Raw genomic sequence first — 25475 nt, 5'->3', positions numbered from 1 at the left:
AAACATGTGGCGCCCACGATCCTGTCGGTTGCACTCGGAAGGGGAATCCGCAATGTCGAGCACGATACTGAAGTTGGCGGAGAAAAAAGAGATGGACAAGGCGAAGGCGCTTGAATCGGCTTTGGCCCAGATCGAGCGGAGCTTTGGCAAGGGCTCGATCATGAAGCTCGGCCAAAGGGAGGCGGTGATGGATGTCGCCGCGATCTCCACCGGCTCGCTCGGTCTGGATATCGGTCTCGGCATCGGCGGCCTGCCAAAGGGGCGGATCATCGAGATTTACGGCCCCGAAAGTTCTGGGAAAACCACGCTGGCGCTGCATGTCATCGCTGAAGAGCAGAAGAATGGCGGCGTCTGCGCCTTTGTCGACGCGGAGCATGCGCTCGATCCGGGTTATGCGCGGAAGCTGGGCGTCGACATCGACGAATTGCTGATCTCGCAACCCGACGCCGGAGAGCAGGCGCTGGAGATCACCGATACGCTGGTGCGGTCGGGCGCGGTGTCCGTCGTCGTGGTCGATTCCGTGGCGGCGCTGACTCCCCGCTCGGAGCTTGAAGGCGATATGGGCGACAGCTCGGTCGGGGTCCACGCCCGGCTGATGAGTCAGGCGATGCGCAAGCTCACCGGCTCCATCTCCCGCTCCAAGTGCATGGTGATCTTTATCAACCAGATCCGCATGAAGATCGGCGTGATGTTCGGCAGCCCGGAGACGACGACTGGCGGCAACGCGCTGAAATTCTACGCCTCCGTTCGGCTGGATATCCGGCGGATCGGCGCGATCAAGGACCGTGACGAGGTCGTTGGCAACGCGACGCGGGTGAAGGTGGTGAAAAACAAGGTCGCGCCGCCGTTCAGACAGGCCGAGTTCGATATCATGTATGGCGAAGGCATCTCCAAGGTTGGCGAACTGATCGATCTTGGCGTCAAGGCCGGGGTGGTCGAGAAATCCGGCTCCTGGTTCTCCTATGGAGACGAACGGATCGGCCAGGGCCGCGAGAACGCCAAGCAGTTCATGAGAGACAACCCGGACATCGCTCAGGCGATCGAGGGGCGGATTCGGGCCGCGCATGGATTGAATCTGGCGATGGCGACGGGAGAGCCGGACGCTCCGCTCGGAGATGATGTGCTGGAGGCCTGAGTCGCCGGGGTGAGATCGGCGTTCTCCGCAGCGAAGCCCTCATTGAGGAGAGGCTCCCCACCCCGCGTCCTCCGGAGAGTGAGACGGGGTGGGGAGCCGCACAGCGTAACGCTTTCCCTGTCCGTTGCGCTGAAGCCGATGTTCGCAGCGGGGTCAGCCTGATCTGCGAAGGTGGCGCGCCCGGAATTCACGCCGAATGCGGGCGAGGCTTCCGGAGAGCCGACGGCGGCGCAATGAGTTGGGGAAGCCCGGGGCCGGGGCCGATATGCGGCGCGTGGCCGGTCGCAGCCCGTCCGAATGCGCGCGAGGGGGCGCGTCGTGTCGCCTGCGGCTAAAATCGCTGGCGCAGTCAACGCGGTCGGCCGCGCGAGACTGTCGGACTGTCCGGGGCCGAGATGAGATGGTCCGGGCCGAATTTTACATTTTTGCGCACCCTCATGGATAGTGGACTCTATGATCTCAAGGTGGGGAACTGTCCGATGGTTTCCGTGCGGGGTCGGTTCTCGTCCCCGGCTGACGAGCTTCGCGCCGAACATGACGGCGAATCGGATTTTGGCCTCGGTCCACTCGCGTGATGCGTGGCTCCACGCCTCCGCCGCCCGATCGGGACCCAGACATGGCAATTTCGTGGAGGCGGCGTCATTCGGGATATGGCCGCGGGCGCGCGCCGCCCGGCGCGACTTCGAGCCTGGCGCCTCCTATCGCTGCGCGGCGCAGGTGATCCGGCGCACGCCCTCGGGGGATGCGACGGTCAGAATGATCAGGCCCCAGTTTGACCGCGAGGCCGGGCCGCTTTCGCGTTTGCAGGCAAACATTGCGGGGCGGCGTGTCGCGGACGATCCGAGGCGTTGCGCCGCCGACCTGCGCCGCCAGCCGCGTTTTCCGGGCCGGTGGGCGCAATGCCGGACGTCAAGACTCTTCCGCACCATGATCGCGGCCGCCATCGCACACCTCCTGTCACGGCTCACGACGCTGATGTGGAGAACAGTGGAAAATGGAACTCCCGACATGACCCGGCGGCGTCGCCGGATAGTCTTAGCTGGCGGGCGTGATGCTGGGCATCTTGTACGCCTTGAAGGCTCCAACGTCAGGGCGGTAGGCGCGAAGCAGGAAGCTCCAGCCATCATCGGGGGTCGCGGCGTAATTGGGCGCCAGGCCGCGGCATTCCTCTGCGCCGAAGGCGACCTTGAAAGAGCCGTCCTCGTTGGAGGTTACACCGCGGCTTGAACTCACGATGTTATCTTTATCGGTCATCAGATATTTTTCGGGTCCATACATCGTGAGTGAAAAGAACGCTTTGACCGAAACAGCAGGGAATGTCGCCGTGTAGCACTTGCCGCCCTTTGCGTCTTCAGGGCCGCCGGCGGCGTACATGGCGTTCTCGTCGGCCGAGAGGCCCCAGGCCCCGGCTGTGACATAAGTGAAATACTCCCAATCCTTGACATCTTTAACATGCTTCACCATCGCGCCAAACGAGTTGGGGAGTTTGGAATACTCGACCAGGAGAGCCGCGCGCACCGTCTTGAGCTTTTCCTTGTCGAATTCAGGAAGTTCGCCGACTGTCGCTGCGCCGGTTATCTTGTATTTCGGCTGAAATTCTTTCGTTATCTTCGCTACATCATCCGATTTGCCGTTAGTTCCCATACGAACGCCAACTCCGACAAAATCGGTCGCAAAGTCACTGGCCTTAAAAACATGCGTGCCGCCGCCATAGAGATAGAATGGCGTCATGTGGTCCTCGGTGATGATCTGGATGGAAACGAATCGGTCTCCCACCTCCGGCACCTCCAGCGTGAATCCGTCCTTCGCGTTCACCACGGCGATCGAATAGATCGTGTCGAGATTGGGCGACACCACCCAATGGTCGGCCGCCTTGGTCAACCCCCGAAAATGGAAGAACTCGTTCACGCTCGCTCGGCCAAGGAAATCCGCGAAAAACGAGCGGCTTTCCGCGTTGATGTATTCGGCGGGGCTCATACCGTGCGCCCTCGGATCGGCGGCCCATTTCGAGCTGTCGATGTCCGGAATTTCGGCGGCGGCCACGCTGGCGACTCCGGCGAATACCGCGGCTAAGAGGAGGGATTTCATTTCTTTTCAACTTTCGGCTGAATGGCGGCGCCGGGCACAGGAACGTAGGCGCGGGTGATCATGTAAAAATCCTTGCCTGTCGGAATTCCGTTCTGTCCACCTCCGTCCGGCGAGAGCGTCACAGTGTAAGTTCCGTCCGCATTCGCCTTGGCGTCATAGGTTGTTCTGTCGTATTGCTTCAGCTTGTTCGGGATCAGGAACTTGTCGTCAGCGCCATAGACCGTGACGGAGAAGTATCCGCTATCCTTGACGATACCCGCCGGGACGGTGACTTCATAGGTCGCGTCGCCTTTCAGGGGCGCCCCGGAATCGTCGGCCAGCGTCAGCGCGTAGCGCACCGTCTGGGGCGGAGTGCCGAGCTGACCCTGCATCACTCCTGCGGCGAGGTTGAGGTCTCCCACGTCGCCGCTTCTCTCGCCAAAAACAGTGTCCGGGTTGACGACCTCGACCATCGCCTTGATGACATGCTCGCCCGCCTTTCGGATTGGCTCTGAAAAGCGCTGGACAGGGCGGTCCATGTCGCCATCGCCGCCCGTCATCACGATCTTTTTCGATAGGGCCGTAACCTCATCGAGGTTTTTCACCACGACCATGCGGGTGAGGATCACACCCTGATCGGTTTCCAACTCGACAACGTGATAATCGCCGTCGGGCCGCGCAAAGCCTGGTCTGGTCAATAATATCGGCTTGTCCGGATTGACGAGCACCGCCGGCACATTGTGCTTCATGTCGAAGACCGAGACCGAGAAGAACTTTTCATATTTCGGGGTGCTCAGCACCGCGGGCCCGTCAGACAGGCTGAACCAGTTGTAGCCGTAGTCCACCGTCGCCTGAGGCGTGATCACCGTGTGATCGGTGGGATCGACGAGGCCCGTAAAGGTGAAAGTTCCCGGTTTGTTATCCTTGAGCCAGGCCTTCATCATATGAACCTGCTGTTGGTTCGGATACTCGCGAATGTAGCTCTCGACCGTATCAAGCGCGCTCACCGGGACTGCGCTCGAAATTGACAGTCCAGCCACGCACGCTCCCAAAATCCAGCGCGTGAGGTTGTTTTTCGTTTTCATTTTATCGTCCTACAAATTGGCGTAGTTATGCAGCGAAATTAACACTTTCAATGAGTTGAATGAAACAGATAACAGCATGACCTGAATCGCGTCAGGGTGAAGACCGCCGCCCGTCCTGAGCGCTTTTCCGGGCCGCTGAAAAGGGCGCTCTTGAGCTATTCCTCATCTTTGAGACAGGATCTGGCGAGGCTTGAGCTTCTCCGACAACCGCCGCATGAGCCCAAGGATCCGCTCGCCTCTCCCGTCGGCGTCCGGGAGAAGGACGAGATCGACAGCCGCTTGCGCCGCCTGCGATTCGACTGCTCTGATCTCCTGCTCGGCGCGGGCCAACGGCCTGAACATCGCGGCTCGCGCCTGCGCCCTGATTTCGAGGGAGCTCAGGGGTAAGCCGGCGGGCCATCGGCCGGTATCGGATGGCCCATCTCCGCGACGAACTATTGCGCCTTCGCCGGTCCGATCAGCGGCGTGCCCACGGGTTTGGCCAGCCCGAAGAAAACCACCGTGCTGTTGGCGGCGAAGCGGGTGGACAGCGCCTCGTCCGGCGCTTCGCTGAAGCCGACATCCGTCTGGTTCCAGCTGTTGGCCACCCAGACGTCGCCGGCGGGGTTGAGAGCGATGCCGGTGACGGTTTGCAGGCCGCCGATATAACCGCCCGAGGGCGAAATCGGATCGCCTGTCGCGAGGCCCGGCGGGCAGGTCTCGGTGCGCACGCCGCATAGCTGGGTGACGGTGTGGCTCATGGAGTTCGAGATCCAGACATTGTCGTCGCCGTCAATGGAGACGCCCCAGGCCCCGTTCATGCTCTTGCCGGCGTCGAAGGGGCCGAGGACCGCGCCGTCAGCCCGGATCATCGACACATCGCCCCCAGGGTATCTGTCCGCGATGCTGAAGAGATCGATCCACCCCTTGGCGGCGCGTTCTTCGTCCGACATCGAGCCTTCCAGACTCCCGACTTTCGCTTTGAGCTTTTCCTTGATGAACGCCAGTTTCTCCATCGCGCCGGGGTGGCCGATGGAGTTGGCGACCCAGGCGTTGCCCTTGCTGTCGATGGCGATGGCGTGCGGGCTGTAGCCGACCTCGAACTCCACGGCGGCGCCCGGGTCGCTGGCGGGAAAGCGGGTCACGGTGTTGGAGCCGCTATTGGTGACCCAGATCCGGTCCTGCTGATCAATGGCCAAGCCGAAGGGCGCCTTGACCTTGAGGGCGCCATCGACGGGCTCGCCGTCCACGGTTCGCCCGAGGATGCGGCCTTTCGCGGCGTCCCCCTGGGGCAGGTGAACGATCTGATCGTGGCCATTGTCGAGCGCCCACACGTCGCCGTTCGGGGTGACGATGACGCCCTGCATCTGGCCCAGCTTGCCGCCGAAATTGTAACCGGCCTCCGGCGAAAGCGGTTTTCCGGTCTTTCGGTCGAATACGGAAATGGTGCTGCCGATCAGGCTGGTGACCCAGACCTTGTCGTCGGCGGAGATGGCGACGCCCCAACCGGCGCTGTCGACGCCGCCGCCAAGATAGCCCGTGATCGGCGGCGAGAGCGGCCGGCCGTTCGGCGCGAACTTCGAGACGCCGCCGCCAAACTGCTCGAAAATCGTGGTTTGCGACCCGACCATGAAGTTGTTGTTGGACCACATGGCGCCCTCGCCGTCGATGGCGATGCCGCCGACCCCGGAATAGCCGCCCCCCGCGTAGACCAGCGACAGGGTCCAGGCGCTGGGGGCGAAGGTGAGGTAAGGGATGAGCGCCACGTCGCGGTAGCGCTTCCCGGCGGGGACGGGATACAATTCGTCCAGCAATCCGAAGATCTTGTCCGCCTGGCTCCATGGGTGGCGGGCGATGTTTTGCGCCGCGGACAGCGTGTCGGCCGGCGCGGCTCCGCCCGGCGGCGTCGCCGCGTCGAAAAGCTTGTCGCACGCGTCCGGGAGCGCCGTGACGCAGGCGGAGAGCAGAAGGCCGAGCGTGTTCAGCTTGGCCAGCGTGGTGGTCTGCGGCCCGTTCAGCGGGTCCAGAATGACCGACCCGAGGCCGCCGGTTTCGAGATTGACGAGATTCGGCGCGTTTCCGGCGGCGATCCGCAATCCAAGCGCATCGCCGCTCAGCGCGGCGCCGTTCAGAAACTGCGCTCCGGTCCATGCGGAGGCCACGGTGGTGAACTCGTTGACGGTCACGCGCGCCGGCGGTTCGGTCCCCAACGTGGCCATCAGGGTGATGGCCGAGTTTGGCCCCTTGCTCGCCGCGAGCTTCGCCTCACCGCCTTTGGCGATGAGGTAAAGCACGCCGCCGCCGCCATCGCCGGCGAGCGCCAGATCGTAGCCGCCATCGGCGTCCGTCTTCGCCTCGGCGAGCTTCTGCGGGGCGCCTGGCCCCGCCAGCCACAGGGTCACGTCCGCCCCGGAGATCGGCGCGCCGCCGGCCTCGACCCGCCCTTGGATACGATCGGCGGCGGAGGCGGATAACGACATGAGCGCGGCCGAAACGGCGAGGGCTGCGCATTTCACGGTTTGCATCACGGGGAGCTTCACGATCTCGATCCTTCCGCCCATCCCTGCTTGGGTGGAAGGCGTCAGCGCCTCGCGCCGCGGCTCCCGAGCGGCTGAGAAACGCCTCAACCGACATTTTCAAGTGGAAAGCGTTAACGTGCACGCTGCCTGAGATGTGCGCCTCGATCAAGCGTCCTGATATGGTTTGGCGCTTTCTAGCGGCCCGGCTTGGCGAAGGAGGTGGTGTGTGTCGGCGCCTCGGGTTTGGCGCCGTGATGATTTCGGCGGTCCGGGATGGCGCGGGCCCCTGCGCCACCGGCGCTGGCTGGGCGTTCCGGATCTCCAGGACTTGCTTTCGCACGGCGATGCGCCATGCCGAATGACCCTGGGCGATCCAGGCGCGAGCTCGAATCCGAGCAATTGGCGCGCCTGTGGCCGCGTGCGCTATGGCGGTTTGATGTTGCGCCGCGGCGGAAACTTGGCGACCATGGGGGCGCGTCGCAATTCCGCGGCGCGGTCAATCACCCAAGATGAGGACGATTTGTAATGACGGGACGAGTGCTGACAGACCGAGTGTTAACATTAGGAAAAGTAAATCCCTGGCTGAAACGCGCCGGCATGGTGGCGCTTGGCGTCGCTCTGATGTGGATTTCGGCGAAGATCAGGGTGACGACGATCCCGGTGCCGGTGACCATGCAGACACTCGTCGTCATCGCCATCGGCATGGCCTATGGCGCGCGGATGGGCGCGGCGACGATGATCGCCTATCTCGCGCTCGGCGCGGCGGGGCAGCCGGTTTTCGCGGGGACGCCGGAACTGGGAATCGGGCTCGCCTACATGTTCGGGCCGACCGGCGGATATCTCGTCGGCTTCGTGGCCGCGGCGGCCGTGACCGGATGGCTGGCCGAGCGGGGCTGGGACCGCAATGTGCTGACCGCGACCGCCGCGATGGCGATCGGGATCGCGGCGCTGTTCCTGCCGGGTGTTTTCTGGCTCGCCTACGGCTTCCCGCTCACCGCCTTCGGCGCCGACCTCAGCGGAGTTGGCCTTGAGAAGGCGATCGCGTTCGGCGTCTTTCCCTTCATCTGGATCGACGCGATGAAGCTCGCGCTGGCGGCGGTCGGCTTTCCGCTGATCTGGCGGCTGATTGGCGGGCGCGTCTGAGGCGTTGCCGCATCTCGCGGCGAAAGCGCGCCCGGAGAGCCTCTCCGGGCGCGTCTCTCGTTCAGGGCGGCCCTGGCGATAGAGTGGGCTGTCGCAGGCCAGCAGCGAATGACGGCGCCTGTTCATAGGTGAAGTCCTCCCGCCTGGGCGCGCCGATGGCTCCTTGAGCGCGGCGGCGGGGGACTCGATTCCGGTCGCGCGCGGCGCGCTCGACCTGGCGGAGGACGACGCGGCGGAGGTCCCGCGCATGAGCCCCGAGAGTTTGGCCCCCGTGCTATACTGAAGAGGAAACGGGAGTCGCGGACATGACCAAGACCATTCTGATCACCGGCTCGACCGACGGGATTGGCCTCGCGACCGCGAAGATCCTCGCCGCCAAGGGGCATCGGGTGCTCTTGCACGGTCGGAGCTCCGACAGGCTCGAGACGGCTGCGCGTTCGGTCGGCGCCGAGGCCGGCCGCTATCTCGCCGATCTGTCGAGGATCGCCGAGGTGGAAGCGCTTGCCGAAGCGGTCGCCTCGGATCACCCGGCGCTTGACGTCCTCATCAACAATGCCGGCGTCTACAAGACGCCGGAGCCGGTCACGCCTGACGGTCTCGACACGCGTTTTGTCGTCAACACGCTCGCGCCCTATGTGCTGACCCGCCGTTTGCTGCCGACGATGCGCGCCGACGGGCGCGTCGTCAATCTGTCCTCCGCCGCCCAGGCGCCGGTGAGCATCGACGCGCTCGAAGGCCGGACGCGGCTCTCCGACATGGAGGCCTACGCACAGAGCAAGCTGGCCATCACCATGTGGTCCCGCGTCTTGGCGGCCGACCTCGCGGGCGGCCAAGTCATCGTGGCCGTCAATCCGGGCTCGCTCCTCGCCAGCAAGATGGTGAAGGAGGGCTTTGGCGTCGCGGGGAACGACATTGGAATAGGCGCTGATATTCTGGTCCGCGCCGCGTTCTCGGACGAGTTCGCAGCCGCGTCCGGAAAGTATTTCGACAATGACGCCGGCCGGTTTGGCCAGCCCCATCCGGATGCGCTCGATAACGCGAAGGCGCGCGAGGTCGTAGATGCGATGGAGGCGCTGCTGGCCCGGCCGTAGGAAGGCGGTCGGCCCCCCTCCGCATCCCCCGCTCCGCGCAGAACAGCGCAAATCTGACGAGCCGCGCGCCATTCCGCTGGCGGCCCCAACGTCCGCGAGTACGCAAGCCCATTTCTAAAAGGAAAATTCCATGAAAGCCGTCGCACTCACCCACTATCTGCCCGTCGACGATCCAGATGCGTTTCTCGACGTGGACCTCCCGAAACCTGAGCCAAAGGGGCGAGACATTCTCGTCGCCGTGAAGGCGGTTTCGGTGAATCCGGTGGACACCAAGGTCCGCGCGCCCAAGGATGGGGTCGAGGACGAGCCGCGCGTGCTCGGCTGGGACGCCGCCGGCGTGGTCGAGGCCGTGGGCCCGGACGTCACGCTCTTCGCGCCTGGCGATGAGGTCTATTACGCGGGCGACATCACCCGTTCAGGCTCGAACGCCGAGTTCCAGCTGGTCGACGAACGTATTGTCGGCGGAAAGCCCAAAAGCCTGAGCTTCGCCGAGGCCGCGGCGCTGCCGCTGACGACCATCACCGCCTATGAGGCGTTCTTCGACAGGCTCGGAATTGACCGCGACGGCGGGAGCAAGGGCCAGAGCGTCCTGATCATCGGCGCCGGAGGCGGGGTCGGCTCAATCGCGATCCAGCTCGCCAAAGCGGCGGGGCTCACCGTCATCGCCACCGCCTCGCGCCCCGAGACGACCGAATGGGTGACGTCGCTGGGGGCGGACCACGTGGTCAATCACCGCGAGGACATGGTCGCGCAGGTCCGCGCCCTCGGGATGCGCCATGTCGACCATGTCGCGATCTTCAACGACATGCGGCACTGGGAGACCGCGGTCGAGCTGGTTCGGCCGCAAGGCGGGATCGTGTCCATCGACGACACCAACCTGCCGATGCCGATGGAGGGAATGAAGTCCAAGGCGGCCTCGCTGCATTGGGAGTTCATGTTCGCCCGCGCCATGCACCAGACGCCCGACATGATCGAACAGCACAGGCTCCTGTCCTATGTCGCGGATGAGATCGACGCCGGCCGCATCCGAACGACGCTCGACACCGTGTTGAGGCCGATCAACGCCGAGACCATGCGGGAGGCCCATCGACTGGTGGAGACGGGATCGGCCAGGGGAAAGGTCGTCGTCGAAGGGTTCTGACCTTTCTCCCGCGCGGGGGCGATCTGAATATGATCGCCCCCGCCGATCAGCCAGGGCGGGCGCCGACGACGCAGAGATCCGCCTCAATCTCCTCTTCCGACGCGGACGAATCCGGTGTCGGCGAACCAGAGCGAGAACGCGGTCATTCAGAGACTTTCCGTGGCTCCATTCCCGGCGCGGGCGTAAGCGCGAGATCGTCACGGATACAGGCCGCGACAACTCCCTCGCCCCTTTTGCGGAGCGCCGGGCGCGCGTTCGCGCATTCTGGCAATGCGTAGCGGCACCGGGTTCGGAACACACATCCGGAAGGGGGGTTGACCGGGCTCGGAATGTCGCCTTCGAGCACGATCCGGTTGGCCGCCCGGCCCGGTATCGGTTCGGGAGCCGCGGAGAGCAGCGCTTCCGTATAGGGGTGACGGGGGGTCGCAAAGAGCGTGCGCGTCGGCGCGATTTCCATGATCTGACCGAGATACATCACCGCCACCCGGTCGGACACGTGGCCGACGACGGCGAGATCGTGAGAAACGAAGAGCATCGTGAGGTTCATCTCCCGCCGGATCTCGGTCAAGAGGTTCAGGACCTGCGCCTGCACCGAGACGTCGAGGGCGGAGACCGCCTCATCGGCCATCAGAAAGTCAGGCTCCACCATCAAGGCCCGCGCAATACCGATGCGCTGACGCTGCCCGCCGGAGAATTCATGCGGATAGCGCGAAAGATAGGCGCGCGGCAAACCCACGCGCTCCAACCCTTCGGCGGCCCGATCGACCCGCTGTCCGACGGAAAGCTCCCGCATGTTGAAGCGCAGCGGCATGGTCAGCGTCTGCGAGATGGTCATCCGCGGATTGAGGCTGCTGAACGGATCCTGAAAGATCATCTGCATGCGCCGCCGATACGGGTGCAGCTCGGACTGCTTCAGCGCCGCAAGATCGGTTCCGTCGAAATACATCTCCCCGGCGGTCGGCGGCTGAAGCGCCATGATCGCGCGGCCGAGCGTGGACTTTCCGGACCCGCTCTCGCCGACGAGGCCGAGCACCTCGCCGCGGGCGATCTCGATTGAGATGTCGTCGACCGCGCGCACCACATCACCCGAGCCCGCGAAGAAGCCCCGGCCGAGCCCGAAATGCTGCTTCAGCCCGATGGTCCTGATCAACGGGGCGGTCATGGCGCGGCGCCCAGTTCACGCCAGCGCTTGCACCGCAGGCGATGCCCTCCGCTGGCCGTTTCAAGCTCTGGCGCGCCGACATCGCACAGCCCGGGCTTGTGGTGTCGGCAGCGCGGGTGAAAGGCGCAGCCCGACGGCATGCGCGCCGGGTCCGGCACGAAACCTTCGATCGTCGCGAGCGCGACGTCAGGCCGGCCTGCGGACGCCAGCCGCGGGACGGAGCGCATCAGCCCGCTCGTATACGGCATCAGCGGACGCTCAAGCACTTCCGCGACCGCGCCTTCCTCCACGATCCGGCCGGCGTACATGACCATGGTCCGGTCGGCGATCTCGGCGACGACGCCGAAGTTATGCGTGATGAAAAGCATGGCCATGCCCGTGCGGTCCTGGATTTCACGCAGAAGCTCGAGGATCTGCGCCTGCACGGTGACGTCGAGCGCCGTCGTCGGCTCATCCGCGATCAACACTTCGGGCTCGAGCGCGAGGGCGATGGCGATCATCACCCGCTGGCGCATGCCGCCTGAAAGTTCATGCGGATAACTTTGCAACCGCTTTTCAGGTTCCGGAATGCCGACCTGCTCCAGAAGCTCCAGAGCGCGCTTGAAGGCCTGCGCCCTCGATACGTTGCGATGGCTTCGGATCGATTCGATGATCTGGGCGCCGACCCGGTAGACGGGGTTGAGCGATGTCAGCGGCTCCTGAAAGATCATCGCGATCCGGTTCCCGCGTAGCCGGCGCACCCGCCGCTCGGGAAGCGTGATCAGGTCGAGACCTTCGCCATCCCGGAGAATCGCTTCGCCGGAGAGGATCGTGCGCGGCGCCGACGGCAGAAGGCGCATCAGCGCGAGACTGGTGACCGACTTGCCCGAGCCGCTCTCGCCCACGACGGCGAGGGTCTCGCCGTCGCTGATGTTGAAGGAAACCTCGTGGACGACCTGAATGGGCCCTTCCGCGCCGCGAAACGCGACGCCGAGATCCCGGACCGAAAGTCGGATGCTCATCGCGGGTCGCTCCTTGCGTCCAGCGCGTCGCGGAGGCCGTCGCCGATGAAATTGAACCCGGTCACCGCAGCGGTGATCGCGATGCCCGGCACAATGGCGAGCCAGGGCGCGGTATCCAGATATTGCTGCGCGTTGTTCAGCATGTTTCCCCAGCTCGGCAGAGGCGGCTGAATGCCGTAGCCGAGGAAGCTCACATAGGCCTCGATCAGGATCGCGCGGGCGACAGTCAGCGTGGCGGCGACGATGATCGATCCCGCCGCGTTCGGCAGAAGCTCCCGGAACATGATCCACATGGCGGAGGCGCCGCTCATCCGCGCGGCGGCGATGAAGTCGCGCTCGCGGAGCGAGCGAACCTCGGCCGCAACGATACGGGCGATCTCCATCCAACTCGTGATCGCGATGATGATCGTGATCATCACCGCGCTCGGCTCGATGAAGGCGGCGAGAGCGAGCAGGAGGAAAATCTGCGGGAAGCAGAGAAAGGAATCCGTGAAGCGCATCAGCGCCGTCCCGAGCCATCCTCCGAAATAGCCTGCGACGACGCCGATGATCGTGCCGATCAGCGTGGAAAGCACCATCGACGCGAAGCCGACCAGAAGCGAGATCCGCCCCGCCATCAGCAGCCGCGCGGCGAGATCACGCCCAAGCGGATCCGTCCCGAGGTAATGCTCGCCCGTCAGCGGCGGCGAGAACCGCGCTCTCAGGTCGATATAGAGCATGTCGAAAGGCAGAAGGTGCGGTCCGGCGACACAGGCGAAAACGAGGACGATGATCATCACGAGGCCGGTGACCGCGAGCTTGTGACGGAAGAACCTTCGCGCCGCCCGCGCGCGCCACCAACGCGGCTCCGGCGTGTCGACCTCGAAGATTGCGGTCATGACGTCACTCCAGCCTGACGCGCGGATCGGCGATGGCGACGAGAATATCCGCCACCAGATTTCCGATCAGGACGAGGATCGCCGAAAACATCAGAATGCCCATCACGACGGGGTAATCCTGATAGCCGAGACTATCGAGAAAGAGCCGGCCCATGCCCGGCCAGGTAAACACCGTCTCCGTCACCAGCGCGCCGGAAAGCAGCGTCGGCAGCTGGATTCCGGCCAGCGTGATCATCGGGATCAGCGCATTGCGGATCACATGGCCGTAAAGCACCCGTCTCCGCGTCAGCCCTTTGGCGCGGGCCGTCCGGATATAATCCTGATCGATCACATCGAGCATGGAGGAGCGCATATAGCGCGACCAGATCGCGACATTCACAAGAGCAAGGACGATCGACGGCATGATCAGATGGATGGCGTAATCCGCCACCGAGCCGTCGCCGATCGCGTACATGTTGCCGGCGGGAAGCCAGCCGAGCTCCAGCGCGAAAACGTAGATCGCGACGAGGCCGAACCAGAATGTCGGGATCGAGAGAGCGATCATCGCCAGCACGGTCGCGGTGTAATCGAAAAGCGAATAGCGCCGCGTCGCCCCGATGACGCCGACGAGCGTGCCGAACCCGATCGAGATGACGGTGGAGCTCAGCATCAGCAACATCGTCGCGAACAAGTGCCGGCCGATGACCTTCAGCACCGGCGCGCCGTCGCGGAAGCTCTCGCCCCAGTCTCCGATGAAAAGGCGCCAGAACCAATCGAGATATTGAACGGCGAGCGGGCGATCGAGGCCCATCTGCGCGGCGATGCGGTCAAGGTCCGCCTGGCTCATGCCCGGGGCCAGGGAGAACTGCGAAAGCGGCCCACCCGGCGCGAGGTTCAGAACCGCAAACCCGACCATCGAGACGAGAACGAGCAGAACAAGACTGTGGCCCACGCGATGAGCAAGGAATCGGGGCATGGCTTACACCTCGAATTGCTGGCGCCGCCCCGCTGACGCGGGGCGGCTCTGGCGATCGGTCAGGCCCATTTCCAGGCGTTCACGTTCCACGTCGTGATTCGCAGATTCACGTTTGGCGCATATCCCTCCAGATTCGCCTTGTGGCCGCGAAGATTCGCATATTGGAAAATCGGCAGGAGCGGCAGGTGTTCGCGCATGACCTCCTGGATTCGGAAATAGACCTTCTTGCGCTCCGCTGGCACGAAAAGCTTGCCACCCTCCTCCAGGAGCTGGTCGACCTCGGGAATGTCGATCTGCCAGTTGTTCTGTCCCGAGCCGCCCTTGGCGTTGGTCTTGGTGGACATGAAGTAATTCGTCGTGTCCGGGTCCGGGCCGGTCACGAAAGTGTTGCCGACAACGATGCTGTCGAATTGAGACTGCATGTAATATTCACCCCACATCACGGCCGGGGGCAGGTTCTTGATGGTCATTTCGACGCCGATTTCGCCGAATGCCTGCTGCACGAACTGCTGCATCTGTTCGCGGTTCTGGTTGCCTGCGGTGGTCGAGTTCGTGAACGCGAGACGCACGCCGTCCTTCTCCCGGACGCCATCGGAGCCGCGAGCCCAGCCGGCGCCGTCGAGAAGCGCGTTGGCCTTCTCAAGCGAGTATTCGTGCTTCGACAAATCCGGATTGTAATAGGGCGACTGCTGCGGGAGGTAGCTCTCCGTCGGACTGGGGACGCCATAGTAGATGGCGTCGATGATCGTAGCCTTGTCGATCGCATGATAGAGGGCCAGACGAACGGCCGGATCCTGAAACTGCGGTTTGCCCATGTTGAGAGAGAACGATTCAATCGTGCCCGAAGGCGCGACGACAACCGTGAGACCGTCGAGAGCCTTGGCCTCCTCGAAACGATCTGGCGCGATGCCTTGGAGCGCAATGACGTCGATATCTCCGGTCTTGAACTGCGTGTACATGACCGTCATGTCGGGAATGTATTTGAAGACCACGGTCTCCAGGTGCGGGCCTTCGCCCCAATAGTCGGTGTTCGCCTTCAGCAGAATATGATCGCCGGGAACGCGTGTGTCCCATTTGTAGGCGCCCGTGCCGATCGGGGCGTTGTTGAAGGCGGCGGCGTTCAGGTCGGGCTCGTTCGCGAACGCGTGTTTCGGGACGATATGCGTCCAGGAGAGGATGGCCGGATAGGGAGCGAAAGGCGCCGCCATCTCCCAGGTGATCTCATGATCCGACACGATTTCGATGTTGCGCACAAGTTCATGCCCAGTGCGCCGCATTGAACGGAACCCGGGGTCTACGGTCAGCTCCAGCGTAAATTTCACGTCTTCGGCGGTGAAGGGCGTCCCATCGTGCCAGGTCACGCCCTCGCGCAGCTTCACCCGCCATTTCAGGCCATCCTCGGAGATGCCCCCATTCTCGACCGTCGGCACCTCCTTCGCCAGGGCGGGGGCGAATTCGCCATTGGAAAGCACGCTAAAGAGCGGGTCGAACACATTCCAATGAATGCCGTCGTCCACCTCGATATGGAGCATGTGCGGGTTGAAGACCGTCGGCTCCTGAGAAAAGCCGATGATCACCTGGCCGGCGGGGGCCTCATTCGCAGCGAAAGCGCGGCTCGCCGCGCTCGACATCAGGAACGCCGCCGCGCCGAATTTCATCGCATCTCGCCGGTTGAGTCCGGGGGTCGTTTCAATCTTCTTTGTCATTGGGTGCACCTCTCTGTTGTGTTTGTCGTTTTTATCAGGGCCGGCCAGATCCGGACGTCGACAGGAAGCGCCCTTTCGCTCAAGTCCCTTCCATCGGGGCGATCCTGCTTCCGTCCGTGAAGCGGGAAAACCGAAACTCCTTCGGGTCGACGCATGGCGTCGCGTTTGTGACGATATCCGCCATCAGCTTGCCCGCGCCTGGCCCGATGCCGAAGCCATGGCCGGAAAAGCCCGTCGCGATATGAAAGCCCGGCACGGACTCGACCGCGGAAATCACGGGAATCGCATCCGGCGTCACATCGATGCATCCGCCCCATGCCTGAGCGACCTTCGCGGCCTTGAACACGGGAAAGCTCTTGGCCGCGTTGGTCAGCAGGTCTCTCAACATTCTCGCCGAAGGTTTGGGGTCGAGCACCCGCTCATATTCGAAAGGGCTTGTCTCGTTCATGGTCCAACTCTTCGGCCGGTTGAGCTCATGGAAGAACTGCGCGCCGAGGCGGAAGCTCAGATCGCGGCGCTGCATCCTGAAGGCGGAAAAGAACCTGAGGCCGTATCGGAAGGAGTTCGGCACGATATCGACATTGTTTCCCGAGCCGCGGGCGACCGTATAGCCGCCGTCCTGCCGCTTTCTGATCGCGAAATCCTTGCACCAGATCGCCTCCTCCGGCCCACCCTCGAGCGGCTCGGTGCGCAGGACATTGCTGATGACGCCGAGCTGCGGCAGGTCGATCCCGAAATTGCCGCAAAAGAGGTTGGACCATGCGCCCCCCGCGAGCACGACCGACGAACAGCCGATCCGCCCGCGCTCCGTCACCACGCCGGAGACGGCGCCTCCGGACGTCTCGACCCCTCTCGCCGCGCACTCCGTCAGGATCGCGACGCCGGCGGCCCGCGCCGCCTCCGCGATGGCCGGCCCCGCCTTTTGCGGCTCCGCGCGGCCATCTTCCGGGGTGTAGAGCGCGCCCGGATAGGGCAGGTCCGCGTCAGGAAACTTCTCCTTGAGATCGGCCGGCGAGAGAATGCGCGAACTGATCTGAAAGGGCTCCAGGTTCTGGCGCCATCTGTCATATTTCGAGACCGCTTCATCACTGTCGCACATGTAGACGACGCCCGTCCGCCGGTAGCCGGTGTCGGCGCCGACGCGCTCGCTGAGCCCAGACCAAAGCCGGAGCGCCTCCGCCATCAGCGGGACCTCTCGCGGGTCGCGGCGGGCGATCCGGACCCAGCCCCAGTTCCGGCTCGACTGCTCCTGGGCGATCCCGCCCTTTTCGCAGAGCGCGACCTTCAATCCGCGTTCCGCGAGCTCCAGCGCCGTGGACGCGCCGATGATCCCGCCGCCGATCACAACGACGTCGACGGATTTTGGAAGCGTTTCATCGCCATGTACGGGGGTCGGGCGCGGTCCAGGCATTTAGAGAAGCTCCTCCAGCCGGCGATTGGCGTGCACTTCGGCGAGGCGCGCCTCGTTCGGAGTTTCCGGAGCGAGCAGGACCAAGCAGTCCACATGATCAACTCTATCGCCTGCTTTGCAAGAAATTGTTCACATCTCTCTTCGTCGCCGCCAGCGCCAGCGTCCGGCCCGTTCGCTCTCCAACACTCATTTTTCCTGCAAAAGGCGCTGAAGAGGTGGTTCCGGGTATTTGAACGGCGGGGACAAGCAGGTTTTCCGCGCGACGGCGGCAGGATCGCCGCCATGACCACCGGGCCATCGTCTCCACGTTTGACGGTGAGGCGGATTTCTACGCCGCTCTGCGAAATTTCGCGCATTTCTCGGGAACGTAACGCCGCGCGCCGTATCCAACGGCCAGATAGCGCGATGATGGGCGAGGCGGTGACGGGCGGGGACGCCCTTCGCGGCGTCGGTCGTCATCCAACCCCGATCGGAAGGAAACCGACATGATAACCTACGCCGTCATCGTCTTCGCAATCGCAGCGCTCGGGGGGCTCTACCTCGCCGGACATGTGCTGCGAGGCAAACTCGCGCCGTGGACGGTCTCGCTCTTGCACGCCGGCCTCGGCGCGCTGGGGCTCATTCTGCTGATCGCGGCGTTGGTCGAGGGGGCGGCCTCGCAGACCGTCCTGATCGGCTTCGTGATCTTGCTGGTGGCCGCGCTGGGCGGGTTCTTCCTCGCCTCGTTTCATCTGCGCAAACGCCTGGCGCCCAAAGCCGTCGTCGTGATCCATGCCGGCGTGGCCGTGATCGGGTTCCTGACCGTTCTCTCCCAGGTGATCTGACGCCATGCGCCACCCCCTGCATCCCGCGTTCGCGCATTTCCCGGTCGCCTGCTGGTCGCTTGCCGTCGCCGCCGATTTCGCAAGCCTCTGGCTGGGAGAGGCGGCCTGGCGCTGGTCGGGCGGGCTGCTCGCCGTCGGCTGCGCGGTCGCTGTGCTCGCCATGTTGGCCGGCATGGTCGAATTGCCGCGCGTGCCTGACGGCGCGCCGATGCGAGACGCCTGGACGCATATGAGCGCGATGCTGGCCGCATTCACATTCTTCGCGGCGCGGCTGCTGTTGGGGCTCGATCATCTGCGACCGGTCGCGCCGGATCAGGTGTCTCTCTTGCTCGATGCGGGCGGGTTCATCGCGCTTCTCGTCGGCGGGTGGTTCGCCGGGCGGCTGGTTTACGGCCATGGCGTTGGGCGAGACCGGCCGGAATGAACTCTCCTTCACCGCCGGCGGCGCCGCGCATGCCGGGCGCTTCGGCCTCCGCCAACGCGCTCTGGCGCGGAGTTCGTGGAAGGGGGCGGAGAAGGCGCGGCCGGCGCGCCGCCGGGATTTGTCGGATCAGGACTCCAGCGGCCCATACAAGCGAGACCGGGATGGGATAGCCTGGTTTGGAGACCCCATCCGCAGTCACCCCTGATGGCTTATTGCGCTTTGACCACCTTCGGCATGTCGTAGGTTCCGTTCACGAGCGGAGCGTAGGGGCCGTAAAACCGCGCGGTGAAGCGGAACCCTTCTGGCGGCGCCGGGAGCCAGTTCGTCGCCTGATCCGGATCGGCGGGCTTTTCGTTTTGAATATAGATCTTCAGCTTGCCGTCCTTGGCGACCAGTTCGCCAGATTTCAGCATGAAACTGTTGACGGTGTAGCGGTTGATCTCATTGGCCACGAAATAGCCTTCAGCGCTGTAGATCGGAATGGACCAGACTTGAGTGACCGGCGGCAGATCGTTCATGTCGAAAGTCAGGGTGTATTTGTTCTTGCCGTCAAACGGTTTGCCTTCGGAATCCGCGAACAGGAACGCGCCGCCATGCGAGATGTTCTTGTCCGGCGCGGCCCAGGCTGCGTCCGCGATGATCGCGCGGTCCATCCAGCGGGTTTCAAATCCGCCGTCATTGCGCACGACGCCCCAGCCGTTCATGTCTATCATGTTGGTCTTCAGGGCCTTGCGCGCGTTGTCAAATCCAGCCTTGAACCCATTTTTCAGCGCCGTTTGCCGCTCCGTCGTCAGCTTGGCCCAGTCAAAGGTAAGCCCCTTGCCAATGTTGAACGCCTCAAGCTGCTTGAGCATGTCGGCTTCCATGATGGAATCCTTGAGCGTCGGCATGGTCGGATCGTTCAAGATGACGCTGAGCAAGGTGAAATATTGTTCGGCGGTCTGTTTGTCGACCTGACCGAACTGATATTCGGGCAGACCTTCGGGAATAGCGAAATCACCCTTCACGATCGCTCTGTCGGCCTGGGGGACGCCCTTGCGCCCATTGGCCAGCCAGTCGGCCAGGGGCGTGATGGTGGTTTCATCCTGATAGCCGTTGATCGTCTTGATCTCGGCTTCGGAGCCTGTTTCGACGGCCATCCGCACGACGCCATACGCGGTCAGAGCCGGCCATTGCACGATTTCGGTGGTCCGAAAATCGGCCGGAATATTGCCGGTGTACCCCGGCGGCACCAGGATATATTTTCGCGCCCGTGCGCCATTGAATGGCGACCCGACGATCATTCGGAAAATGCCGTATTGGTCCATGACCTGGACGCTGAAATAGCGGTCGGTGATTTCCGGCGCCTCGATGACGACCGGCCCGGCGCGCAGGTCAAGAAAGCCGGCGCCGTAGAGCGTGGTCGCATTCGGCGTAACCACCGGATAGTCGGGCGTGATCTGCTTGCGCACCCAGGAAAACTGGTTCAGCCCGGCATAGACGATATTATCCTTGGCGTCGTTCTGGGTGTAGGTCCAGCGCTGACCATAGTAAATCGCCTGTTGCAGCCCATAAAGATAGGCCTGCGCGGCGATCTCCTCAGGTTTTGGCGCCTCCTGCGCTTGCGCGGGCAGCGCAAGGCAGAGAGCGGCGGCCGCCATCAGTCTTGATGTCAGATGTTTCCGTAGCATGAAATACCTCAAGTTGCGCTCGTCCAACCACGTTGAAAACGAGCGGGAAATGACCGCGTCAGTTTACAATCTCGATCTCGCCGGGCCGCCAGGTCTTGTTGAACCAGGGTTCCAACGGGCCGTACATGCGCAGGATTGTGAACCAGCTCTTGTCAGGCGTGGTCTGGACCCAGTTGCCTTCCTTGCCCTTGGGAGCTTCGGGCGCGAAGTAGACGTCATAGGAGCCGTCGGCGTTCGCGGTCATGCCCCTGGTCTGGCTGCCGATGGTCGGAAACGGCTGCCCGGTCTGAAGCTGGGAACGGGTCTGGGTGTCGTAGATCGTGACGGCCCAGAAGTCGTTGACCGGCACGTCCTTGGGAAGATGGAGCTTGTAGGTCTTCGCGCCGTCGAACGCTTGCCCTTTGGCGTCGAGCAGCGCCAGCGCATAGTCCGATCCCTGGCCCACATGGCTGGTGGCCATGGCCGGGGTCACGCCTCCCGCGTTGAAGTAGTATAGCACGCGCGCGTCGAGCCCCATCGCGCCGTCGGCTTCGAAGCTGGTGTTCTTGTTCGCGAAGGCCGTGGACCAGACCCTGTTCGGGTCGTCGGGATAGATCCGTACGCCGTCGATGCGGGGGTGGTAGGTGATGGCGCGCGAGGCGGCGTCCGCCAGAGTGGCCGCCTCTGTCAGCAGCGTCTTCATCCGGTCGTCCGGGGCGAAAGGCCGGCCCTTGACGATGCCGATGGATGCGATCGCGCCGCGCACCTCCGGGCTGATCGCGTCGATCGGCTCTTCCTGGACGATCGCGTCGAGATTCTCGAAATATGTGAAATCGCTGGGAAAGACCGTGTTGAAGGCCTTGTTCGACATGTTGACGAATTCCGTCGCCGCCGGGCTCGCCGCGTCCTTCAGCGGATAGACGCGCAGCGTGGAGGTGATGTTGTCCACCGCGGGCTCCAGTCCCTTCGCGATCGACCCCCGCAGGAACATGAAGTTCCGGTTGGTGGGCGGCTTCAGCAGGAAATACCCGTCAGGGATGTCGCCGGCATAGCCCGGCGGAACGACGAGGTATTTGCCGCCCTTGCCCTCGTCCGGCCCGGTGACGCCCATGTTGCCGACGAAGCGCCGCCAGGCGTCATTGAGAAAGCCGAGCATGCCGGGCGGAATCTCGATGACGGTCGGCCCGTCCTTGGCGAGATCGGTGTAGGTGTAGGCATAGAGCGTCGAGGTGTTGGCTGTCACGACGAGAGTTTGGGAATTCAGCAGCTGCTCGAAGAGCGCGATCCGGTTCGCGCCCTCGGCCCCGGCGTCGGCCAGCCCCTTGCGCACGCTGTACATCGACACGGCGCCGACATTGTCGAGAAAGACCTCCATGCCGCGCATGCGGTCGAGGTTGTCGTAGACGGCGGCGACCGTGGCGTCGGTCGGCACCCCGTCGAAAAATTCAAGCGCGCCGATCGCCGTTTCGACCTTGTCGGGGATCGATATCGCGTCGAGTTCAGCAGGCGACACCTGTCCGAACGCGGGCCCCATGGCGACGGCGAATGCGAAAGCGCTCGCGGCGGTCAGGCGTATCATCCCTCAATTCTCCTCTGGTAAGTCTGGAAGACCCTTGAACGCTACCGGACGGCGCATCGCGCTTCTGCCCTTTTCGCGCCATTCTGATGAGCCGCGCTGTTGGCCCACAGCCGCGTTCCTGTAGGCGCTTGGCGAGCGGCCGGCCCATCTGGTGAAGGCGCGGGTGAAGGCGCTCGGCGTGCCATAGCCAATTCTGGCCGCGATCTCCTGGACCTTGAGATCCGTCTCGCCCAGCAGCGCCCCGGCAATCTCGAACCGGCTTTGTTCGACGAGCGCCCAGAAGTTTGTTCCGCGCCGGTTCAGTCGGCGCTGCAGCGTTCGTGGACTTGTCCCGAGACGTCGGGCCGCGATGTCGAGCGAGACTGCGCCAGCCAGGGCGAGCGCGGCGACCACGGACCTGATCCTGGCGAGTCCCGGTTGGCGATCCTTCGTTCGATGGGCCATCTGTCCTAACCGGAATCAAGGGATGTCGCATCGCAATGCTGGCCGATTCGGGGTATGATCTCTGACCAATGCGCGCCAAATTTCGGGCGGGCGAGCCTGGGGACAGCACTTGGCCGGCAGACTTGCGCTCGTCAGGGCGACACATCTGAACGACTACATATCGGTGCTGCGCGAGATAGGCGCGCCGGTCGATCATGAGCTTGCGCGTTCGAAATTGCCGCAGCACATCGAAGCGACGCCGGATCTCTATGTCAGCATTCCCGTGGCGCTGGAGTGGATCGCGCGGACCGGGCGCGACCTTCAACCCATGGAATTTGGGGGTGCTTGGCGCACGGAAGGCCTCTCTGTCCTCGTTGCGCCCCGGCCAGCAGGCGGCCATCATCACCGCGCAGACCGGCCTGAAGCGTCTGGAGGCCCTCGCCGCAGTGTCGCGGTTCGAGGACAGCGCTCTGGAGATGAGCATCCGGCGAGAGGGCGCCGATGCGCGCGTCATCTGCGACATGGCGGGGTTGGGGCGCCACCCTTTCGTGTGTCTCGCCGAATGGCTGAACCTGCAGGCGGTCATTTCGGTCGTGAGCAGCGTCGCGGGACCGTCATGGAGCCCACGCGAAATCTGCTTCGCGTCGCGCAGCCCTCCGACCGAGGCGGTCCACGCGGCGTTTCCCGACACGCGCGTTCTGGTTGGCCAGCCGCACGCATCCGTCACCGTCGGGCGCGCGGCTCTCGCCCGCCCGACGCCCGAAGCGATCGCGTCTGCAAACAATCCGCTGGTCTCCTCGGCGCCGGGAGATGAGCAGGACGATCTTTCGGCGCCGTGGGCCTTCGTCACCCTCCTGCGGATGATGGTCCAGCCCTACCTGAACGACGGAAGCCCCGATATCGCCTTCGCGGCCGAAATGGCGGGAATGAGCACGCGGACATTGCAGCGAAGGCTCAAACTGTGCGGAAGCACCTATTCGCAGATACTCCAGGATACGCGCTTTGCGCTTGCGTTCACGGGCCTCAACGACCCCGCCATGAAGGTCATCGATGTCGCCATGATGGCGGGCTACGTGAGCCCGCAACACTTCACGCGCGCCTTCCGCCGGTTTACCGGGGTCACGCCATCGCAATATCGCCATCAGTGTTTCGTGGGCGACGCCGGGCCTGAAGCGCAGAGCTTCTGATGGCGCCGCAGGCGCTTCAGGCCCGGCGTCGCCCATCCACGTCTTCGGAACGGCAATAAAAGGTTTTGCAGCCCTGATATGGAGAGACGCCGCTCACTCCCTCGACTACTCACCAATCAGCCCTACGCGATCGGCGCGCTCCGCGCACCCTGGCGCTCAGCCTGTCGTTCGCCAGGGCGTCGCCCAGGACGGCGGCGCGGCGTGTTTGCCGATTGTGGCGAAAAGCCGGCCGATGACCCCGTCTGGGGTCCAGTTCGCAAGGCCGATACGACCGCCCGGGCGCGACGCTCGCACAAGTTCGCGCGGCGGCGTGGTGATCGGCGGTGAACATGACGTCGAAAGTGGAGAGAACGACGTCGAACGGGCCATCCTGCGACGCAGGCCTCGAACGCCATTCTCATGGGCCGTCGCCGTGCGGATTCGCGACGAGGTGAAGAGACGACGGATTCAACGGCCTGACCATTTTGAATTCGGGCGTTCAACCAACCGGACATGGCGCAGGAGATCGAGATGAGCGGCGCGCAGTCCGTCCGGCGTCGCGGCCTGGGGACACGTCCGGGCCTTCTCGCCCTGGTCCTTCAACATCGACATGGCGGCAGGTGGCCGGCTCGAGGCGATCGGATGGCGGGCGCCTGAGCCTGCGGCTCTGCCGACCGGCGCGACTATCTGGCGCCGCTTGCGGCTCATCGTGAACCCTCCCGGCATGGAGCCTTTGGCCGTGACTGTGAGAGTTGGCCTCGAGAGTTGGACACATCCCGATATCGCGCGCCGAACGTTGAATCCGAGGGGCGCCGCCGAGACGGACGAGTCACGATGATTGAAAAAAGTACCAGAAAATGCGATATTTAGCCGCATGTCCACCGCAACTCGATGTCGCGCGAAACGCTATTTCAATCGAATTCTTGATGGGAGGTCGGCATGACATGCAGAGGCACTTGGATTCCAGCGATCCTCGCCATCGCTGGCGCAATCGGTCCGGCGTCCGCCGAGGTCTTGGCGATGATGAATTACGAGAGCAAGCCGGCGGAGCAACTGAAAAGCCTGAAACTGTCGGGCGAGACGCCGAGGCGCGAGGGCATCGCGATCGTCGATGTCGATCCGGATAGCGCCAATTACGGCATGGTCATATCGGACATCCCTATCGAGGCTTCGTCGATCACGCACCATATCTTCTACGACCGGTCAATGACAAAGGCCTACGTGACCGGATTCCAACCGCCCGCGCTCAGAATGATCGAATTGACCAGGAACCCGTATCGTATGTCGGTGATTGAAACGCCCGACTGCGTGGTGGCTGAAGACGTGGTTTTCGACGAGGCGAACGACCGTTGGTACTTGACCTGCATGGGGTCGGCGAAAGTTGTCGTGGGCGAGGTTTCAACCGACGCGATAATAGGAGAAATCCCGTTGCCGGGCACTTACCCGCACGGTCTGGCCATAAACACCGATATCGACAGAATTCTGGTCACCAGCACGATCACGCCAGACCTGACTGGGCCACAGGAAGTCGTTTCTGTCGTAAAGGCGAGCACGCTGGAGCCGTTGAGCCAGATAAAAATGTCAGAAAAAGGATCTCCATCCGGTGTGGCCCCGGTTGAAGTTGTCTTCGCCCCCAACGCCGAAACACCGACGGCGATCGTGACCAACATGTTTGGCCACGCGCTTTGGGCCCTGGTCTGGGACGCCGGAAGCGAGGAGTTCACGGCCGAGAAAATCTTTGATTTCACGACGGTGGGCGCTGCGGTGCCGCTGGAGATATACTTCAACGGCGCCGGCGACCGGATGTTCGTGACCACGGCCATGAAACCAGGGTATCTGCACGTCTTCGACACCTCCGAAGGTCCGACACATCCCAGGTTGTTGAGGTCTATCGAGACCGCGGACGGCGCGCATCATGTCGGCTTCACTCCGGATTTCAAGCGAGCCTATGTTCAGAATTCGTTTCTGAACCTTCCTGATATGAGCGACGGGTCTGTCTCGATTGTGGAGCTTGAAAGCGGGTCGGTCGTCTCCACGATGAACACGCTGAAGAATGCGGGATTCAATCCCAACTCGCTGGTGTTGCTGCCAGAATGGAACGATCTCGCAGGCCATTGACAGGTGAAGGGGGTGGCGG

The 25475-nt window shown here is 63.5% G+C and carries 20 protein-coding genes; 8 read left to right on the top strand and 12 right to left on the bottom strand.

Annotation, left to right across the window (positions count from 1 at the left end; all coding sequences use genetic code 11):
- Positions 1–52: 52 nt before the first annotated feature.
- Positions 53–1135: a recombinase RecA gene (recA, locus tag WG921_RS07975; protein WP_340108683.1), complete on the top strand. Its 1083-nt coding sequence runs from the start codon at positions 53–55 to the stop codon at positions 1133–1135.
- Between the two features lie 1035 nt (positions 1136–2170).
- Here the strand turns inward: recA and WG921_RS07970 are convergent.
- The 3 genes from WG921_RS07970 to WG921_RS07960 form a co-directional block, all read right to left on the bottom strand.
- Positions 2171–3223, bottom strand: coding sequence for a DUF1254 domain-containing protein (locus tag WG921_RS07970; RefSeq protein WP_340108682.1), 1053 nt, complete (start codon positions 3221–3223; stop codon positions 2171–2173).
- Positions 3220–4287 (bottom strand): DUF1214 domain-containing protein, encoded by a 1068-nt coding sequence (locus tag WG921_RS07965; RefSeq protein WP_340108681.1) that lies wholly within the window; start codon positions 4285–4287, stop codon positions 3220–3222. The genes WG921_RS07970 and WG921_RS07965 overlap by 4 nt, the downstream gene beginning before the upstream one ends.
- A 434-nt stretch (positions 4288–4721) precedes the next feature.
- Positions 4722–6806 (bottom strand): hypothetical protein, encoded by a 2085-nt coding sequence (locus tag WG921_RS07960; protein ID WP_340108680.1) that lies wholly within the window; start codon positions 6804–6806, stop codon positions 4722–4724.
- A 516-nt stretch (positions 6807–7322) separates the two neighbouring features.
- On the opposite strand from WG921_RS07960, the gene WG921_RS07955 reads away from it, so the two are divergent.
- The 3 genes from WG921_RS07955 to WG921_RS07945 all read left to right on the top strand — a co-directional run bounded on the left by WG921_RS07955 (position 7323) and on the right by WG921_RS07945 (position 10160).
- Positions 7323–7928 (top strand): biotin transporter BioY, encoded by a 606-nt coding sequence (locus tag WG921_RS07955; RefSeq protein ID WP_340108679.1) that lies wholly within the window; start codon positions 7323–7325, stop codon positions 7926–7928.
- A gap of 305 nt (positions 7929–8233) precedes the next feature.
- Positions 8234–9019 (top strand): SDR family NAD(P)-dependent oxidoreductase, encoded by a 786-nt coding sequence (locus tag WG921_RS07950; RefSeq protein WP_340108678.1) that lies wholly within the window; start codon positions 8234–8236, stop codon positions 9017–9019.
- Positions 9020–9149: 130 nt separating this feature from the next.
- Positions 9150–10160: a zinc-binding alcohol dehydrogenase family protein gene (locus WG921_RS07945; RefSeq protein ID WP_340108677.1), complete on the top strand. Its 1011-nt coding sequence runs from the start codon at positions 9150–9152 to the stop codon at positions 10158–10160.
- A 142-nt stretch (positions 10161–10302) separates the two neighbouring features.
- On the opposite strand, the gene WG921_RS07940 is transcribed toward WG921_RS07945, so the two are convergent.
- The 6 genes from WG921_RS07940 to WG921_RS07915 form a co-directional block, all read right to left on the bottom strand.
- Positions 10303–11322, bottom strand: a complete 1020-nt coding sequence (locus WG921_RS07940) for an ABC transporter ATP-binding protein (RefSeq protein ID WP_340108676.1) — start codon at positions 11320–11322, stop codon at positions 10303–10305.
- Complete coding sequence (locus WG921_RS07935; RefSeq protein WP_340108675.1) at positions 11319–12323, bottom strand: ABC transporter ATP-binding protein; 1005 nt, start codon at positions 12321–12323, stop codon at positions 11319–11321. Before WG921_RS07935 ends, WG921_RS07940 begins: the two co-directional genes overlap by 4 nt.
- Positions 12320–13201, bottom strand: a complete 882-nt coding sequence (locus tag WG921_RS07930) for an ABC transporter permease (protein ID WP_340108674.1) — start codon at positions 13199–13201, stop codon at positions 12320–12322. The genes WG921_RS07935 and WG921_RS07930 overlap by 4 nt, the downstream gene beginning before the upstream one ends.
- 4 nt (positions 13202–13205) lie before the next feature.
- Positions 13206–14156, bottom strand: coding sequence for an ABC transporter permease (locus WG921_RS07925; protein WP_340108673.1), 951 nt, complete (start codon positions 14154–14156; stop codon positions 13206–13208).
- A gap of 59 nt (positions 14157–14215) precedes the next feature.
- Positions 14216–15862 carry a peptide ABC transporter substrate-binding protein gene (locus tag WG921_RS07920; RefSeq protein ID WP_340108672.1) on the bottom strand — a complete coding sequence of 549 codons (1647 nt, stop codon included), beginning with the start codon at positions 15860–15862 and terminating at the stop codon, positions 14216–14218.
- Positions 15863–15941: 79 nt separating this feature from the next.
- On the bottom strand, positions 15942–17273 hold the full coding sequence (locus WG921_RS07915; RefSeq protein WP_340108671.1) for an NAD(P)/FAD-dependent oxidoreductase: 1332 nt from the start codon (positions 17271–17273) through the stop codon (positions 15942–15944).
- 485 nt (positions 17274–17758) lie between these two features.
- Between WG921_RS07915 and WG921_RS07910 the strand changes: the two genes are divergently transcribed.
- Together WG921_RS07910 and WG921_RS07905 are read left to right on the top strand one after the other, a co-directional pair.
- Positions 17759–18097 (top strand): hypothetical protein, encoded by a 339-nt coding sequence (locus WG921_RS07910; RefSeq protein ID WP_340108670.1) that lies wholly within the window; start codon positions 17759–17761, stop codon positions 18095–18097.
- 4 nt (positions 18098–18101) lie between these two features.
- Positions 18102–18521: a DUF2231 domain-containing protein gene (locus WG921_RS07905; protein WP_340108669.1), complete on the top strand. Its 420-nt coding sequence runs from the start codon at positions 18102–18104 to the stop codon at positions 18519–18521.
- A 209-nt stretch (positions 18522–18730) separates the two neighbouring features.
- Here WG921_RS07905 and WG921_RS07900 read toward each other — a convergent pair whose 3' ends face one another.
- The 3 genes from WG921_RS07900 to WG921_RS07890 form a co-directional block, all read right to left on the bottom strand.
- Complete coding sequence (locus WG921_RS07900) at positions 18731–20161, bottom strand: DUF1254 domain-containing protein (RefSeq protein WP_340108668.1); 1431 nt, start codon at positions 20159–20161, stop codon at positions 18731–18733.
- A gap of 88 nt (positions 20162–20249) precedes the next feature.
- Positions 20250–21749 (bottom strand): DUF1254 domain-containing protein, encoded by a 1500-nt coding sequence (locus WG921_RS07895; RefSeq protein ID WP_340108667.1) that lies wholly within the window; start codon positions 21747–21749, stop codon positions 20250–20252.
- A gap of 3 nt (positions 21750–21752) precedes the next feature.
- Entirely contained in the window at positions 21753–22142 is a 390-nt protein-coding gene (locus WG921_RS07890; RefSeq protein WP_340108666.1) for a helix-turn-helix domain-containing protein, read from the bottom strand.
- 371 nt (positions 22143–22513) lie between these two features.
- On the opposite strand from WG921_RS07890, the gene WG921_RS07885 reads away from it, so the two are divergent.
- Positions 22514–23359 carry a helix-turn-helix domain-containing protein gene (locus tag WG921_RS07885; protein ID WP_340108665.1) on the top strand — a complete coding sequence of 282 codons (846 nt, stop codon included), beginning with the start codon at positions 22514–22516 and terminating at the stop codon, positions 23357–23359.
- 918 nt (positions 23360–24277) lie between these two features.
- Positions 24278–25456: a YncE family protein gene (locus WG921_RS07880; protein WP_340108663.1), complete on the top strand. Its 1179-nt coding sequence runs from the start codon at positions 24278–24280 to the stop codon at positions 25454–25456.
- The last annotated feature ends 19 nt before the right edge of the window (positions 25457–25475 follow it).

It is taken from the genome of Paludibacillus litoralis (genome assembly GCF_037646705.1).
Taxonomy (GTDB): Bacteria; Pseudomonadota; Alphaproteobacteria; order Rhodobacterales; family Rhodobacteraceae; genus Pikeienuella; species Pikeienuella litoralis.
The sequence above is the reverse complement of the archived record's forward strand: the minus strand, read 5'-3'. Positions and strand labels throughout refer to the sequence as shown.